Origin of the sequence: Acetobacterium sp. K1/6, assembly GCF_034438075.1 — a bacterium.
Taxonomy (GTDB): Bacteria; Bacillota; Clostridia; order Eubacteriales; family Eubacteriaceae; genus Acetobacterium; species Acetobacterium carbinolicum.
In genome coordinates, this window is sequence record NZ_JAXQGA010000016.1 from 60,201 (window position 1) to 75,419 (window position 15,219).

General features: G+C 41.1%; 15 protein-coding genes, 1 tRNA gene and 2 riboswitches. Of the genes, 9 read left to right on the forward strand and 7 right to left on the reverse strand.

Features of this window, described 5'->3' with window-relative positions; translation table 11 throughout:
- Positions 1-45: 45 nt before the first annotated feature.
- Positions 46-138, reverse strand: a riboswitch (THF riboswitch).
- A 352-nt stretch (positions 139-490) separates the two neighbouring features.
- The 6 genes from U2P91_RS13540 (at position 491) to U2P91_RS13565 (ending at position 5,937) form a co-directional block, all read left to right on the forward strand.
- A complete protein-coding gene (locus U2P91_RS13540) occupies positions 491-805 on the forward strand; it encodes a hypothetical protein (RefSeq protein WP_204355429.1) in 315 nt (104 codons plus the stop codon).
- Complete coding sequence (locus U2P91_RS13545) at positions 805-2,103, forward strand: hypothetical protein (protein ID WP_322519795.1); 1,299 nt, start codon at positions 805-807, stop codon at positions 2,101-2,103. The genes U2P91_RS13540 and U2P91_RS13545 overlap by 1 nt, the downstream gene beginning before the upstream one ends.
- Before the next feature lie 4 nt (positions 2,104-2,107).
- Positions 2,108-2,827 carry a zinc ribbon domain-containing protein gene (locus tag U2P91_RS13550; RefSeq protein WP_111889302.1) on the forward strand — a complete coding sequence of 240 codons (720 nt, stop codon included), beginning with the start codon at positions 2,108-2,110 and terminating at the stop codon, positions 2,825-2,827.
- 495 nt (positions 2,828-3,322) lie between these two features.
- On the forward strand, positions 3,323-4,033 hold the full coding sequence (locus U2P91_RS13555) for a CoA transferase subunit A (protein ID WP_111889303.1): 711 nt from the start codon (positions 3,323-3,325) through the stop codon (positions 4,031-4,033).
- Between the two features lie 11 nt (positions 4,034-4,044).
- Positions 4,045-4,698 (forward strand): 3-oxoacid CoA-transferase subunit B, encoded by a 654-nt coding sequence (locus U2P91_RS13560; RefSeq protein WP_322519796.1) that lies wholly within the window; start codon positions 4,045-4,047, stop codon positions 4,696-4,698.
- Positions 4,699-4,719: 21 nt separating this feature from the next.
- Positions 4,720-5,937, forward strand: coding sequence for an OFA family MFS transporter (locus U2P91_RS13565; RefSeq protein WP_322519797.1), 1,218 nt, complete (start codon positions 4,720-4,722; stop codon positions 5,935-5,937).
- Positions 5,938-6,003: 66 nt separating this feature from the next.
- Here the strand turns inward: U2P91_RS13565 and U2P91_RS13570 are convergent, their stop codons facing one another.
- Positions 6,004-6,627 carry a M48 family metallopeptidase gene (locus tag U2P91_RS13570; protein ID WP_322519805.1) on the reverse strand — a complete coding sequence of 208 codons (624 nt, stop codon included), beginning with the start codon at positions 6,625-6,627 and terminating at the stop codon, positions 6,004-6,006.
- 150 nt (positions 6,628-6,777) lie between these two features.
- Here U2P91_RS13570 and thyX point away from each other — a divergent pair, with 150 nt between their 5' ends.
- On the forward strand, positions 6,778-7,548 hold the full coding sequence (thyX, locus tag U2P91_RS13575; RefSeq protein ID WP_322519798.1) for an FAD-dependent thymidylate synthase: 771 nt from the start codon (positions 6,778-6,780) through the stop codon (positions 7,546-7,548).
- Positions 7,549-7,600: 52 nt separating this feature from the next.
- On the forward strand, positions 7,601-8,452 hold the full coding sequence (locus U2P91_RS13580; RefSeq protein ID WP_322519799.1) for a hypothetical protein: 852 nt from the start codon (positions 7,601-7,603) through the stop codon (positions 8,450-8,452).
- Positions 8,453-8,479: 27 nt separating this feature from the next.
- On the opposite strand, the gene U2P91_RS13585 is transcribed toward U2P91_RS13580, so the two are convergent.
- The 5 genes from U2P91_RS13585 to U2P91_RS13605 all read right to left on the reverse strand — a co-directional run bounded on the left by U2P91_RS13585 (position 8,480) and on the right by U2P91_RS13605 (position 12,677).
- On the reverse strand, positions 8,480-8,959 hold the full coding sequence (locus U2P91_RS13585) for an S-ribosylhomocysteine lyase (protein ID WP_322519800.1): 480 nt from the start codon (positions 8,957-8,959) through the stop codon (positions 8,480-8,482).
- A 3-nt stretch (positions 8,960-8,962) separates the two neighbouring features.
- Positions 8,963-9,499 (reverse strand): Holliday junction resolvase RecU, encoded by a 537-nt coding sequence (locus U2P91_RS13590; RefSeq protein WP_111889309.1) that lies wholly within the window; start codon positions 9,497-9,499, stop codon positions 8,963-8,965.
- 2 nt (positions 9,500-9,501) lie between these two features.
- Positions 9,502-10,479: an RluA family pseudouridine synthase gene (locus tag U2P91_RS13595; RefSeq protein ID WP_322519801.1), complete on the reverse strand. Its 978-nt coding sequence runs from the start codon at positions 10,477-10,479 to the stop codon at positions 9,502-9,504.
- Between the two features lie 234 nt (positions 10,480-10,713).
- Positions 10,714-11,643 carry a class II fructose-1,6-bisphosphate aldolase gene (fba, locus tag U2P91_RS13600; RefSeq protein ID WP_322519802.1) on the reverse strand — a complete coding sequence of 310 codons (930 nt, stop codon included), beginning with the start codon at positions 11,641-11,643 and terminating at the stop codon, positions 10,714-10,716.
- A 275-nt stretch (positions 11,644-11,918) separates the two neighbouring features.
- On the reverse strand, positions 11,919-12,677 hold the full coding sequence (locus U2P91_RS13605) for a folate family ECF transporter S component (protein ID WP_322519803.1): 759 nt from the start codon (positions 12,675-12,677) through the stop codon (positions 11,919-11,921).
- 52 nt (positions 12,678-12,729) lie between these two features.
- A riboswitch (THF riboswitch) is annotated at positions 12,730-12,822 on the reverse strand.
- Positions 12,823-13,369: 547 nt separating this feature from the next.
- On the opposite strand from U2P91_RS13605, the gene U2P91_RS13610 reads away from it, so the two are divergent.
- Positions 13,370-13,445 (forward strand) — tRNA-Thr (locus tag U2P91_RS13610).
- A gap of 114 nt (positions 13,446-13,559) precedes the next feature.
- On the opposite strand, the gene U2P91_RS13615 is transcribed toward U2P91_RS13610, so the two are convergent.
- A complete protein-coding gene (locus U2P91_RS13615) occupies positions 13,560-14,744 on the reverse strand; it encodes an ATP-binding protein (RefSeq protein WP_111889312.1) in 1,185 nt (394 codons plus the stop codon).
- Positions 14,745-15,219 lie beyond the last annotated feature (475 nt).

Genomic DNA, 15,219 nt, shown 5'->3' on the forward strand with positions numbered 1-15,219 from the left:
CAAAATGTTTTAAGCAATGCTTCCGCAACCCTTAATTGTAAGGGGTCCAGCGGAAGCAACAAGATATCGCAATGAGTTCATTTCGTTTAAAGGCAACTTCCCATCCTCTAACACTTCACGCATCTTGTCTACTCTGTTATATTTAATTGGATGTATTTTAACATGGGTTGGGGTCAGTTACAAGGGTAATATTACAGTATTGTTAAAAGGAGCAGATCGTTATGTGAGTTCAGATTTCAAGTTTAAATTGCCAATAAAAGGCCGTAAAAAAGAATGACAAAAGTAAAGAGAAAATATTCAACCATTTTTTTAACAAAGTGAGGCAAAACTTGTAATCGATGTGCAGTAATCTTACTTATTTTAAATTAGTGGAGCGGAATTGAGTGAGTAAACAAGCAAAAGAAAGATCACGTACTTAAAAATTTCAGCATTTACTTAAGAAGACTATGGTAAAATAATCCTGCAAAATATAATAGAAATACGAACAGAAATGAGTAAGACAATGACCGACTCAAATCAAAAACTCGGGGAACTGCTTAATCCGGATCAATTCACAGTTAAGAAACTTAATATGCGGGGAATTCCCAGATGTCAGTTTGAACGATATCTGGCCGCAAAAGCAAGATCCATAGATGCAGATACCTTTACTGGTGAGGGATGGCAGGTGACCCTGTCAAAAGAGCGCCAGGAGAGTATTGGTGTTTTTTCACTGGTTGCGGTGGACGTTACTCTGGCCGTAAAAAATGATCAGTTTGACGATTTTTTAGATACTTTTCGGAAGAACTTTCTCAGGGGCGGAGGTTGATGATGGAGGAGAAGAATCAGAAAAAGAACTTCTATTCTTTGGATAATGCCGGGGTACTTTATACGGCCATTGCATCATCACGGATGACAACAGTGTATCGGATGACGGTGGAATTATCAGAAACGGTCGAACCCGTCACCTTACAAAAGGCTCTGGAGCAGATTATCCATCGCTTTCCCTATTTTCAGGTGACCTTAAAACGGGGTTTTTTCTGGTATTATTATGAACATACCGAGGCGATTCCAAAGGTCGAAGAAGAAACCTATTATCCCTGTAAAACGATGCGGCAGCGACAGGGGAAGACCTTTCCTTTTCGGGTGCTTTATTATAAAAAGTATATCCATGTGGAGTTTAATCACAGTATCTGTGATGGCAGCGGGGGGCTGGCTTTTCTGCAGACGCTGATCATTGAGTATTTTAAACAATTAAAAGGTATTGTTCCTAAAAATCTGGGAAAAGCAATGGACATCCATGCACAAGTGGATCCGGGAGAGTTTGAAGACTCGTTTAAGGTTTATTATGAAGAAAATGTCCCCCCTCCTCCTGGTAGTAAAAAGGTATTCCATTTTCCTTTTGAACTTCTTTCCAAGGGCGAATACCTTTTACTGACCGGCTTTGTGCCAGTGGCCCCCATGCTTAGTTTAGCCAAAAGTTATGGCTGTACCCTGACTCAGTTTATTCTGGCCCTTTATTTTGAGAGTATTCAGGAATATATTATGGGACTCCCCATTCGTGAGAATAAGAAGCACCGACAGCGGATTGCCATCAATGTGCCAGTGGATTTGAGAAAGATGTTTCCTTCCATCACCTTGAGAAATTTCTTTATCAGTTTGAACCCGGAGATTGATCTGGCTTTGGGTTACTATACCCGGGAGGAAATTATCGAGCAGATCAAGGGGTATATGGGCCTTTATATGAATCGGAAACATATTAATCGTTATATTTCTCGAAATGTGCGTAATGAACAGCTGATCTTTCTAAGGATCATTCCCCTTTGGGTAAAAAAACTGTTAATGCCGGTGGTTTACAAACGCTATGGCGAAAGGGGCTATACCAGCGGTTTGTCCAACCTGGGAGTGGTCACGGTTCCAGAAGAGCTGAGCCCTTATGTGAAGCGCTTTGAAGTCTTTCCCTCGCCCAGTGCCGAAAGCCGACTAAAGCTGGTAACAGTCAGTTATGGCAACAGTCTGGCTCTGTGTTTTGGAAAAACGACAGGGGAAACAGTGATTGAAACGATCTTTTTTAGAAAAATAAGACAGCTGGGGATTCCGGTAAAAATAGAAACGAATAAGAGGTGAGAAGATGGCTTATTGTCCGAAATGCGGTGTTGAAGTTGAAGACGATGTGAAGTGCTGTCCGTTATGCGACTTTCCGATACCGGATGTCAATGAGGGGAATTACCCCCATGACGCTAAATATCCCCAGGCGATCAATACCTATGATGAAGATCATCTGGGAAAAAAGAATAAGGCGTTTTTTTCGTTAACCATTATTGCCATAAGCATCATGGTCATCATCGGGGTGATTTATCTGGTCTACCCCTGGAATCATGAGTTGCTTAAATACATTGCTCTGGCAGATCTTAGTATCTTTGCGATCGTGTTTTTTGCCATGGGTTATTTACAGCCGAATTACAATTTTCTGGGCGCTTATATTACGGTGGTCGTCACCTGTTTATTGGTTTTCCTGATTCTGGGAAGTCAATCGAACTGGTTTCTGAGTTACGCCTTTCCGATTGCGACCCTGGTTTATCTGGATATCAGCCTGTTCCGGTTCGTTTTGAAACACACCCGTCACAAGAGCCAGTTTATATTTATTCCCTCTAATCTGATTCTTTTTGTGATTGTGCTGGCGATTGGCATCGATGGAATTATCAGTATAAACGTGCTGGGTAGCATCCATTTAACCTGGTCACTGATTGTGGCGGTCTCGGGAATTTGCATCATTGTATTGCTGCAAACAATTTATCATCGGATACCTGAAAAAACCAGAAGAATGCTAAAAAATAAAATGCATGTTTGAGTTTTAATTAAATAAACGCAGCGAAAAACCGGATTAAGGTGATCGTTAAAAAAAGCAAAATAAACAAAAAATAGAAAATAATTGGATTATGCAGCAGAGCTGTTTTATCCAGTTATTTTTTTATTTTGTTCAAAACCACAAGAATACAGGTAAAATATAGACCTCGAAATTGATGGAAAATCAATATTTTACAAACAAATGAATTATATCTGTATAAACATTAAGTATTGTTAGCTAACTGATATTTTGTTGCAAATACGCTGTTAATAAAACAGTTCTTGAGTCGGATTAAAGGTACTTGAATAACGGTTATAAGGGTAACATTAATGTATTAAACATCTACTTAAAGAAAATTGGTGTAAACCTCACGCAGATATCGTAAAAAATTCCTTTTATCGGTCAATAAATTGTAGTTTCAATTGATCAGTTTCGTGTTAAATTGAGTAACCATCCCAATCGGATTTGGTAATATAGGTACAAAAGGAGGTCATTGAAATGGCAGTACAAATTACACGAGAAGAAGCCGTCAAAAAGATTCGCAATAAATCTTCTGTTATGATCGGAGGATTTTTAGGGGCTGCTGTTCCACTAAAAATGATCGACGCAATAGCAACCGCCAGAATCAAAGATCTGACTGTCATCAGCATCGGCGCTGGTTATCGGGGCGGTGGTGTTGATATCGGAAAACTGGTTTTAAATAAGCAAATTATAAAATATGTGACCTCGCATGTGGGAACGGATCCCAATTTGATTAAGCAGATTGTTAATGAGGAAGTACAACTCGAACTCAGTCCCATGGGCACCTTTGTCGAGCGGATACGGGCTGGGGGCGCCGGACTGGGGGCCGTTGTTACACCAGTGGGAATGGGAACTGAAGTTGAAGACATGGCAGAGAAGATCATTGTCGATGGCAAACCCTACTTATTGTTTAAACCGATTCGCGCTGATGTGGCAGTGATTAAGGCCCATCGTTGTGATCCCTTAGGAAATTTGCAGTACAAAGGGATGAGCAACACCAGCCCGGTGATGGCAACGGCGGCAGATATTGTCATTGTTGAAGTAGACGAAATGGTAGACGTCGGGGAGATTGCCTGTGAGAACATTGGAACGCCAGGGATATTTGTGGATTATATTGTAAAGGGTCACAGCTATGAAGAACGAAGAACGATTTACGAAGAATTGTGGATTGCCACAAATAAATTATAGGAGGTCTGAAAATGTCGAGAGATTATATCGCAAAAAGAATTGCTAAAGAATTTAAGAACGGGATGTATGTCAACTTGGGAATTGGAATACCGACCGAATCGGCCAATTATATTCCGGAAGGAACCCAGGTGTTTCTTCAGACCGAAAATGGCGGACTGATGTTTGGACCTAAACCGAAACGGGGTGAAAGCAATCCGGATATCGCTAATGCCGGGGCAGAACCGATTACGATGCTTCCCGGTGGTGCCGTTTTTGATGTGGCAACCTCATTTGCGATGATCCGGGGTGGTCATATTGATATGACTGTGGTCGGTGCTTTGGAGGTTGATGAACTCGGCAGCATTGCCAGTTGGAAGATTCCCGGTAAACTTTTAACCGGAATGGGCGGCGCCATGGACTTGCTTTACGGCTGTAAACGCGTTGTTGTGGCAATGATGCATACGGATAAGCATGGCAACTCAAAAATTCGAAAGAAATGTACCCTGCCATTAACCGCCGCGGGGGTGGTGGATATGATTATCACCGATAAAGCAGTGTTTCGGGTAGCGGAGGAAGGTTTGTATCTGGAAGAACTGGCACCGGGAGTAACGGCATCTGAGGTTGAGCAGCTTACCGAAGCGACGATTTTGAACATCATGCAATGGGAACACGTTTTAATTACCTAGAAAGATAGAAGAGGGAATAGGATGAATAATAAAAAATGGCTGATCCTGACGGTCAGCATTGTGATAAACTTGTGTATTGGTTTTGCCTACGCCTGGAGCGTTTTTTCAAAACCATTGATGGTGGATTTTGGATGGACAGCCTCACAGGCCTCAATGGCGTTTACGATTAACTTATTTGTATTGCCCATTGCCATGATTTTTGCCGGACCGCTGGTAAAACGATTTGGTGTCCGGGTGGTGGTTTTATTAGGCGGTGTGCTGTTTGGATTGGGGCTTTACTTAAGCGGCATGATTACCACGGTTTATCAAATCTACATTACCTATGGGTTAATTGCAGGATCGGGAATTGGCCTGATTTACTCAATTACCGTTTCCAATACGGTTAAGTGGTTCCCGGCAAATAAAGGCCTGGCTGGGGGCTTGACGGCCGGCGGATTTGGAGCAGGATCGCTGATTTTTGCACCCGTGGCGGTACAATTCATTGCCGTCCAAGGAGTACTTGGGGCGTTTCAAACCTTGGGCCTGATCTTTACCGGAGTCATTCTGGTATTGGGAATCTTTATTGCCGCTCCACCCGTTTCTGATACAGCAAGTTTGGCTACCGCGGTGGCTACAAATCAGAGTGCTGGTAATGTTACCACCCGGGAGATGTTAAAAACCCCTGACTTTTATTTGATCTGGGGATTAATGGTACTGGGCTGTATTTCAGGCTTGATGATCATCAGTCAGGCTTCGCCAATCGGTCAGGTGATGGTTGGTTTATCTCCGGAGCAGGCGGCGTTTGCGGTTGGCTTTATCGGACTGGCCAATGCGACCGGACGGGTTGTCTGGGGAACTGTATCGGATAAAATTGGACGTTATAATACCTTGATTGGGATGTTTGCGCTAAGCGGTGCCGGCTTAGTAGCCTTGTATTTTACCAGCGACTTGCCGCTTTTCATGGTTGGCATCTGTTTGATCGCAGCCAGCTATGGGGGTGTATTCGGTTTATTCCCATCGATCACGGCCGATAATTTCGGGATCAAATACTTAAGCATGAATTATGGGGTTGTGATGACCGGGCTTTCTATTGGGGCCTTTATTGGCCCGCAAATTGCCGCCTACGCGGTTGAGAAAAGCGGTGGCAGTTATAATCTGGCTTTTATCATCACCTTAGGGATCAACATTGCCGCCATTATTCTGGTGATGTTTGCAAAACAAAAAAATGCCAAACATCAAATGACACTTGTAGAGAATTAAGTTCGACTAGAAATATTAAAAGCGAGATAAAAACAAAGATCTGCCATATTGCGGCAGATCTTTGTTTTAAGTTAAACGATATTTTCGGTTAAGCATGTCTTCACGTTCTTTCCAGTCCGACATCAGGGTGCCCAGCGCACCATAAAAGGAAAGATTGTGATTGGGAAAACGAAAGTGCAACATCTCGTGTAAAGCGATGTATTCAATGCACTCCTTGGGGGTTTTAATCAGTTCCAGGTTGAGGATTACCCGTTGGCTTTTAGGTGAGCAAGCACCCCAGCGATTGTCCAGCCGATAGATTTTTAAGTCGGGAAAACGAACCTTGTAGGGAGCGGCCATAACAATGGCCGCGGCCATGGCTTCTACGAAGACTTCCCGGGCCTGTTCCCGGTACCACATATCCAATACAAATTCTTTATGTGTTAGGGATTGGGTATCATGGACATTGAGAACCATATTATAATTGTCAATGATGACACCGGTGGTGGGGGATTCTTCGATCATCAGGCGATAGTAATCGCCAAGGAATTTATGTTTTTCACCTGTTTTATACTGATGATTTTTTAGTAATTCAGGGACGGTATCAAGACTGCCAAACATAGGGGTACCTCCATCTTTTGTAAAACGACGCATTTTTTTACTATTATATCCAAGAAGGGAAGAAACCTGAATAGAAATAGTTGTCACCATAGGGAAAGAATTGGTGATCAACTTGTAATTTTTTAAGAAGCACACTATCACCTGTACTTTCACGAGAAAAATGTTATAATGAGATATTAAAGTTTGAGGAAAAATGTGGAGAATAACGAGGAAACATTTTTTAAATGAGAGGAGAATCTTATGGAAACAACATTAAAGGTAACATTGATTCAACACACGCCGGAGCCCGAAAAATTAGTTGCGGCGGCTGCCAAACTCTGTTATTCCAAAGCCGGTGCCGATGAGATTATGGAAGACCTGACGGATGACAATGTCGAACGCTTTTTAACCCGTTTGATGGACATGGGGCACGCGTCACCCATTGAACACGCCAGCTTTACCTTTGCCATTGAAGGGGTGAGCCGGGCCTTAACCCATCAGTTGGTACGCCATCGGATGGCCAGCTTTAGCCAGAAATCCCAGCGTTATGTCAGTGAAGGGCAGTTTAATTATGTGATTCCCCCAGAAATTAAAGCGTTGCCAGATGGCGAGACGATCTTTGTTGAGGGGATGGAAAATGCTCAGAAGACCTATGATGCGCTAGCTCAAAAGCTGATCGAAAAGTATACCAGGGATTTGATGGCGTCAGGCCTTTCTGAGAAACAAGCTGCGATGGCCGCCGAAAAGCAAGGTATTGAAGATGCCCGCTTTGTTTTGCCTAATGCCTGTGAGACAAAAATCGTCACAACCATGAATACCCGGGAATTGCTGCATTTTTATAATCAACGCTGCTGTAACCGAGCCCAATGGGAAATTCGTGAATTGGCGACCCAAATGCTTAAAGAATGTAAGAAAGTGGCACCGCTGCTCTTTAAAAATGGCGGACCCCGATGCGTGGAAGGTCCGTGTCCAGAAGGGAGCATGACCTGCGGAAAAATGACTGAGGTCAGAGAAAAATTCAAGCAATTATAAAAAAAGCAATAAACAGGATCTTAAATAAAAATTGAAAAGGTTGTGAAAAGTTATGTTGGAAATTAAAAATCCCGAAAAACAGAATATAATGCTCTCTTTAATTGTCGCTGTTTTAGGGGCCGTTATTATTTTTATTCCGTTTGTGATAAAGGCGGTTAGCATTTATCAGTTTTACTTTACCTATGCCGGGGTGGTTGTTATCGTCTTTTCGCTTGGCTATGCTATTTATTACTATCGTCGGTATCGTGAGTTTGAAGCTTTCATGGAGAAAAAAGATGAGGCCCTGATCTGGGAATATGATGAAGCTCAGTATGTGGGATTTATTGGTGAATTAAACGAAATCCAGAAGAATTCAGAAAAGAAAAAAATCTGGATCTTGTTAGGAATTGAGTTGGTTATTTCAATATTACTCTTTATTATGTTATCAGAAGGGATGAAATGGCTGGGTTTTGTCTTTTTTGCTTTCTTTGCCACCCTGTCGGTCCTGTTTACCCTAATATTACCCCAGAGTTTTAAATACAAAGCGCTGGTTAAACCCTATGTCACCATTATTCAAGAAGACGGTGCTTACATTATGGGGCGCTTCCATCGCTGGTCAAAAGCCCAGGCTAAACTGAAGAACTACGATAATGGAGAGAAAATGTATAAGGTTCTGGCCATTAATTATGAGGCATTAACGCGAAATGGCCGACTGTTTCAGGAATGGACAGCGGTTATTCCAAATCCTGATGACAGCAGCATGATTGCCGAAGCGAAAACATGGGTTAGTCGGATCAATAAATTTACCCGACTTCAAGAGAAAAAAATGGGTGAACGAAAATCACGTTCAGAACAATTATTTGAAAAACTAGTAGGCAAAAACAAGAAATTGGATAAAGCGACCGAGTCAAAAACTCAGAAATAAAAAAAGCCCAAAATGGGCTTTTTTTATTTATTCAGGATAAATCATGTTTTCAGGTTGGATCGTTTCAAGAATTTCGGTCAGAAACTTTGTTGCTTCATAGCGGGCCATGGGGAGGTTCATATCCAGGTAGTTTCCGCAGTCCCGGGGAGAGGCACCGGGAATTTCGTCTTGATAACCGGCCATAAAGGTAAAGAGTTTGATAAGCAGGGGCAAAATATCCTCAGGAGTCAATTCGCCTTTCATCAGCAGATAAAAACCAGTTCGACAGCCCATCGGTCCAAAATAGACGATCTGATCACTGAGAACCGGATCATTTCGTAGAAAGGTTGCCCCCAGGTGTTCGAGGGCATGGAGTTCGCCATTGTTGATTACCGGTTCGCGATTGGGTTCCTTCATCCGAATATCAAAGGTGGTGATGCAATGGTCGCCGCAATAATCTTTTCGGGAGATGTAGACGCCCCTCAGTAAATCCAGGTGGTTAATGGTGAAGCTGGCAATTTTTTTCATTTTTTATTCTTCCTTTCCGGTAAGATAATGGTTGATCGCCTCCAGATAATGGAGGAGAATATTATGAAAAGGGTAAATACGCAGATTCTGATCGAAGTCGCCATAGGGAATCGACTTTCGGCCATCATGCTGGGCATTATCCCAATAGTTTTTTAACATGCCAAATGGTAACAAGAAGGTTTCATCGCAGAATTTAAAATGGACAATCAGGAAAGATAAGCCCTCCTGCTTTTCGAAAGCCTCCATAAATTCCATCTGATGTTGGTGGATATTAGCAATTGGCAAACGTTTCTGGCTGGTTTCCTTGGCGTCAAAGCAGACAGGAATGCCCTGAATGTTTCCCAAATAATCGACCGTGCTTTTTTCTTCAAAATAAGCCAGTTTGATGGTTCCTTTGGCCGGATCCAACTCCACTGGTTTGATGGAAGTGGGGATTTTTTGAACCACAGCCAGACCTTGTTCTAAATAAATTTTGTTGGTGATGTTTAAATTCTCCTCAAGCTGACTTCCCCGCAGCCCGCGGCTATTCCAGTACCCCATGGTTATTTCTCCAATAAAAACGGATCTTTGAAGCCAAAGCGTTTTAAAGCTTTTTCAAAAACCGGGGGAACTGGCGCGGTAAACGTTTTTTTGATATCCGTTAGGGTATATTGGGCGCTATGAAGCAGTTGGCTGCTCAGGCCGGATTCTTCATACATGCGGCTGTTAATCAAGCGATTCCCGTATTTAGGGTCTCCCAGAATGGGAAAACCCATGGCTGAAAGTTGTACCCGAATCTGGTGAGAACGGCCGGTTTTTAAAATGATTTTAAGTAATGCATAGTCGCCGTGGCTTTCCAGGGTTTCGTAGTTCAGTACCGCTTTTTTATCGGTTGGGGCGGTCTGTTGCTCCGAGAAGGTGACGGTGTTCCGATCACCATCCTTTTTTAAATAACCGACAATCTCATCGGCAGCTTTGGGTTTGCCAAAGACAATCGCATAGTAGACCTTTTCCGTTCGGTCCTCCCGGATGGCACTATTAACCTCCTGGAGGGTCTTATAATTCTTGGGAACCAGGATGACCCCAGTCGTGTTTTTATCCAATCGGTTGGCACAGGCCGGAGTAAAGGTCAGGTTTGTTTTAGGATCATAATCGCCTTTTTTAATCAGATAGTCAACGGCGTAATCAATTAGCGAGAGTTCTTCAGTTTTATCCGGCTGGGTGAGTACCTCGGCTGGTTTATTAAGAACCAGCAGATCACTGTTTTCATAAATGATATCAAGAATGGTACTGTTTTTATCCAGCGTTTTTTTAGTCGAATCGACGCGGAAGCTGGAAATGGTTTCTTCAGAGAAATAAATCTGGACCTCGTCACCAGCTATGATAGCAGTGGAGGGCTCGGATTTTTGACCATTGAGTTTGATTCTTTTTTTTCGCAGCATCTTTTGGAGAAATCCTGTCGATGCCTGGGGCATGAGTTTTTTTAAAAAGCGGTCCAGTCGTTGGTTGCTTTCATTTTCGGTGATAACAATTGTTTTCATTTAAAATCCTTAAGTCAAATTTTTACTTATTATACCATGGTAGTCCGGTAAATAAATTAAGTTTTGGTATCACTTGAAGAATAATTTGATCCATTTAGCAGCGCTTTAAGTTTGCTCTGAGAAGATTATGCAAAGGATGCATGGTATTAACCGAAAAAGAGCATGCCTGCAAGTAACCAAAGTTATTTTGCGACATGCCCTTAAAACGGAGAAACACGTTAAGGATAATAAAAATTATCGTTTATGGCTGCAGTCCAGAACATTTTTTATTTTATGGGTAACCATCGCTTTAATAGCAGCACGACCCGGTCCTAAATACTGACGAGGATCGAACCAACCGGGATTTTCAACGAAAACTTGTCGGATCGAAGCGGTCATAGCCAGTCTTAGATCGGTATCGATGTTGATTTTACAAACACCGGATTTGGCAGCTTTTCGTAACATTTCTTCAGGAACTCCCTGGGCACCGGGAATTTGTCCTCCAAATTGATTGCATAGGTCCACGAATTCTTTTGGAACGGAGGAGGCTCCATGAAGTACCAGTGGATAGCCGGGTAGGAGAGTGGAAATTTTATCAAGTCGTTTAAAATCCAAGCGCGGTTCACCAGCAAATTTGAAGGCGCCATGACTGGTTCCAATCGTGATTGCAAGAGAATCGCAACCGCTTCGTTCAACAAATTCTACCGCTTCGTCTGGATCGGTATAGGTTGCATTTGCAGTGTCAACATTGACATCATCTTCAATGCCAGCCAGTTTTCCCAACTCGGCCTCAACGACAACACCGTGATCATGGGCATATTCAACGACTTTCTTTGTTAAGGCAATATTTTCATCAAAGGGATGTTTTGAGCCATCAATCATAACGGATGTAAAACCGCTATCGACACAGCTTTTGCAGATTTCGAAATCATCGCCGTGATCTAAATGGAGACAAATATCCAAACCGCTAACTTCGATGGCTGCTTCAACTAATTTTCTTAAATAGACGGGGTGGGCATATTTTCTGGCACCAGCCGATACCTGTAAAATAAGGGGCGCTTGTTCATCAGCAGCTGCTTCTACGATGCCTTGTATAATTTCCATATTATTGACATTAAAAGCCCCAACCGCATAACCACCTTCATAAGCTTTTTTGAACATTTCAGTTGATGTTACTAATCCCATTTTTGAAAACCTCCTAAGGGTTATTATTTTTGCTTCTTTTTTCGTTAGATTCCTACTTATTTACTCTGCTAGTATACTCTTTTTCGAAAGAATACTCAAGCAATCAAGGTAAAATTGACAGTTTTTGATATTTTTTTCCAGACAGAAATTAAGCAAAAATAAATTAGGCATTTTTGAAGTGTGAAATAATTAAAATGGCAAGTGGGGATAATTCTGAATTAAAGGTAAATAAAAAGAGACGAACTTAAAAGTCGCCTCTTTTTGAAAAACAAGAACTAACGTTGTTTAATAAAGCTGGGAAGAATTTTTAATAAACCGACGAGCATAATCGTGTACAGTGGGATCAGAAAAATATTTGTAATGATCCGGGCAGGGAGTAATACAGCAATGGCCTGTCCATAAAGAATACTTAAAAACCACGTATTTAACAAAATTGATGTGACCAATTGTGAAACGCTGACGATAAAAAGAATGTGATCGCTGCGATATTCACGATCAAGATTGGATTTTTTTACAACAACAATGGGGAAGACCGCAAATGCGATCATCAAAACAACAAAAAGAACAAAGAATACCATGTTTAGTGGCGCTCCTTCATAGTAAATGATGCCATTGTTAAAACTGAATATGCCGGAAATCGCCAGGATAATCGATGTCAGAGCAATAAATAGCATATTGAACCATTCCAGATGTTTGATTTTTTTGTTTCTTAACATCATAAAAAGTAGGCCCGGAATTAAACCGGTGAGTCCATTGGCCAATGTAAACCCGATAAAGAAAGGACCGCCTGGTTTAATCATAAAGCACAAAATATCTGAAATAAAACCTACGGCAAAACCCGCCAACGGTCCAAACAAGATACCGCTTAGCATGATTGGCAAAGCAGTGATGTTAACCCGCAAAGAGGGAAAACCACCAAGAGGGATAATCACCTCAAACAGAATTTTCAGCACGATGCTGATGGCAATGAGCAGTCCACAATTGACCACAACTCGGGTCCGGGTGGAACTACTAATAAAAGCATTACTTTTCATAAAACCTCCTTGATTTTAAAGTAATGCTTCCGCAACCTACAATCTGCATTGTAACAGCGGAAGCGACAAGATACCGCAATGGTCACATTTCGTTTAAAGGCAACTTCCCATCCTTTAACACTTTACGCATCTTGTCTACTCTGGTATTAAATTGACATCATTTTAACATGAGTTTAAAGGTTTACACAAGGATAAATTATTATCGTTATTTTTTAATCAAAGTAGTTATTTTCAAAATTTGGAGTAGATATAGTATCAGTCATAATAAAATTTATAAGAAAAAATGTAAATGGAGGGTAATAAATAAAAAATTATGGAAGTACAGAGTTTGTGGTTATAAAATAGAAGGCGTTGAAGCCCCAGAGCTTTGTTTGAATTGCAGATTCCCTTAGGATCAATTTGCCGCACTGAGTGAAAAGATGTAAAAAAGGTTTGCGATTCTTATATTACCAATGATATCCATATGGAAGTGCTTGGATTGGCAAAGAAAATCATTCTTCTGTCAAGAAAGGGTGCAGAAATTAATCTTGACCTGGCCTGTTTACATAGTTTTAAAAAAGCAGAATCTGATTGCTATGTTATTAATGAAATGTGTAAAGCTGAAATAGTCGGACATATTTAAAAAGGAAAATGGTAAATATATATTGATGTGGAGCTAGGGTTTGTGTTATGATAGTTCAGTAAGTTTTACTGCTGGCGTGGCACAGATGGTAGCGCAACTGATTCGTAATCAGTAGGCCGGGGGTTCGATTCCCCCCGCTAGCTCCAGTAAGAATCACATAAGAGAGTCGTTTTGGTTCTCTTTTTTATTTGCGTAAAGAGTGAAATGCTTAAGAAAACCCATGAGTTGGGGATTGTTTGGGAAACTTGAAACACTCCCATCTATTCTCCAAGTAAAAAATCTACGATATTGATCTGTTTGATACCATCTTCGTCCATCGGGAGCTCATCCATTGATATTATAAATTTGGGATAGTGGTCGGCCACTTTTTTTAGTGGAGCTATTTCACGCTCAAAGGTTGCAGGGTCGAGAATAGTTGCTGAAACCTGATAGTATACCTTATCGCTGCCGAGCATCGCAATAAAATCAATTTCTTTATCATCAACCTTACCGATATCGACCGTATAGCCACGTCTCAGAAGCTCCAGATACACAATGTTTTCAAGAATATGGCCAATGTCAGCATTTTTATCCCCGAGCAGCATGCGGCGCAGTCCAAGATCCACTAGATAATATTTTTCAAGCGATTTTAGATGCTGTTTACCCTTGACATCATACCGGTTAGCCTTATATAGAATAAAGGCACTCGTTAGGGCTTCAATATAGTTTTCAACGGTTACTGAAGTCGTTTTTCGTCCGAAAGAAGTCAGGCTGTCGGCAATTTTCTTCGAAGACACAATATTGCCAATATTGTCAAAAAGGAATTTAATCACACTTTCAAGTAGGGGAATATCGCTGATTCGTTTTCTGGCAACGACATCCTTGAGTAAAACGGTGTTATAGATTCCCATCAGATAATCCCTGCGAATGTTCTCATCTTCAATAACCGCCACATAGGGGAAACCGCCGTTTTTGAAATAGCTGTTCCAGGCGTCCCGCTGATCGCCGCCAACCAGTTCATAATATTCCGCAAAGGAAAGGGGCAGCATACTGATTTCGATATATCTGCCAGAAAGCAGCGTGGCCAATTCGCCGGAAAGCATCTGAGCATTTGAACCTGTGATATAAACATCCACATCGTCTTTGATAAACAAGCTATCAACGGCTTTCTGAAACTGAGGTACATTCTGTATTTCATCTAAAAATACATAGGTCATTTTGTTAGGAATAAGCTGCTTTGTGACATAGTCATGGAGCTTCCGATAGTCAAGTAAATGCTCATTGGCTACGTCCTCAAAGTTAATCGAGATAATTTGATTGTCCTCAATGCCACATTCTTTCAAATAAGCTCTGAACATTAAAAGCAAGGTAGATTTTCCGCAGCGGCGAATACCCGTAATAACCTTGATGATTTTCTTGTCTTTCATTCTTTTCAACTTTTCCATATATTGTTTTCTTTGTACCATGATGAACACCTCCTATTAATGATACCATAACATGAAAAAATAATGAAGTAAACAAGTTTTCATTTTATAATATAAAAAAAATAAATAATTCGGATGTTTTATTTTGGAAAATGATAAATTCGTTTTATTGAATTAAATAAAACTCGAACGCCATAAACTTAGGGCTTCAACTTCATAACTATTTGCGTTTGGCAGCAATTGATTTTTCAAGCTGTATTACTAATAAGACCGCTCGTAGAATAAAAAAGTCTTGTTTAGCAGAGATGTCAAAGTGCTATCGATAGAAGAAATTAGAAAAATGTTTATAGAACCAATGATTTATGCAATACTGGTAGAAGAGCCATTTAGAAAGCATTGGAGTAGAAAATGGAAGTGGGGGGAAAATGGTATTGCGACACTATAATGTACACGCTTGTCAAGACACGAAATTAGAAATTTTTAGATAAATCTCCTTTCGCGTTTTGATTAGGCAGCC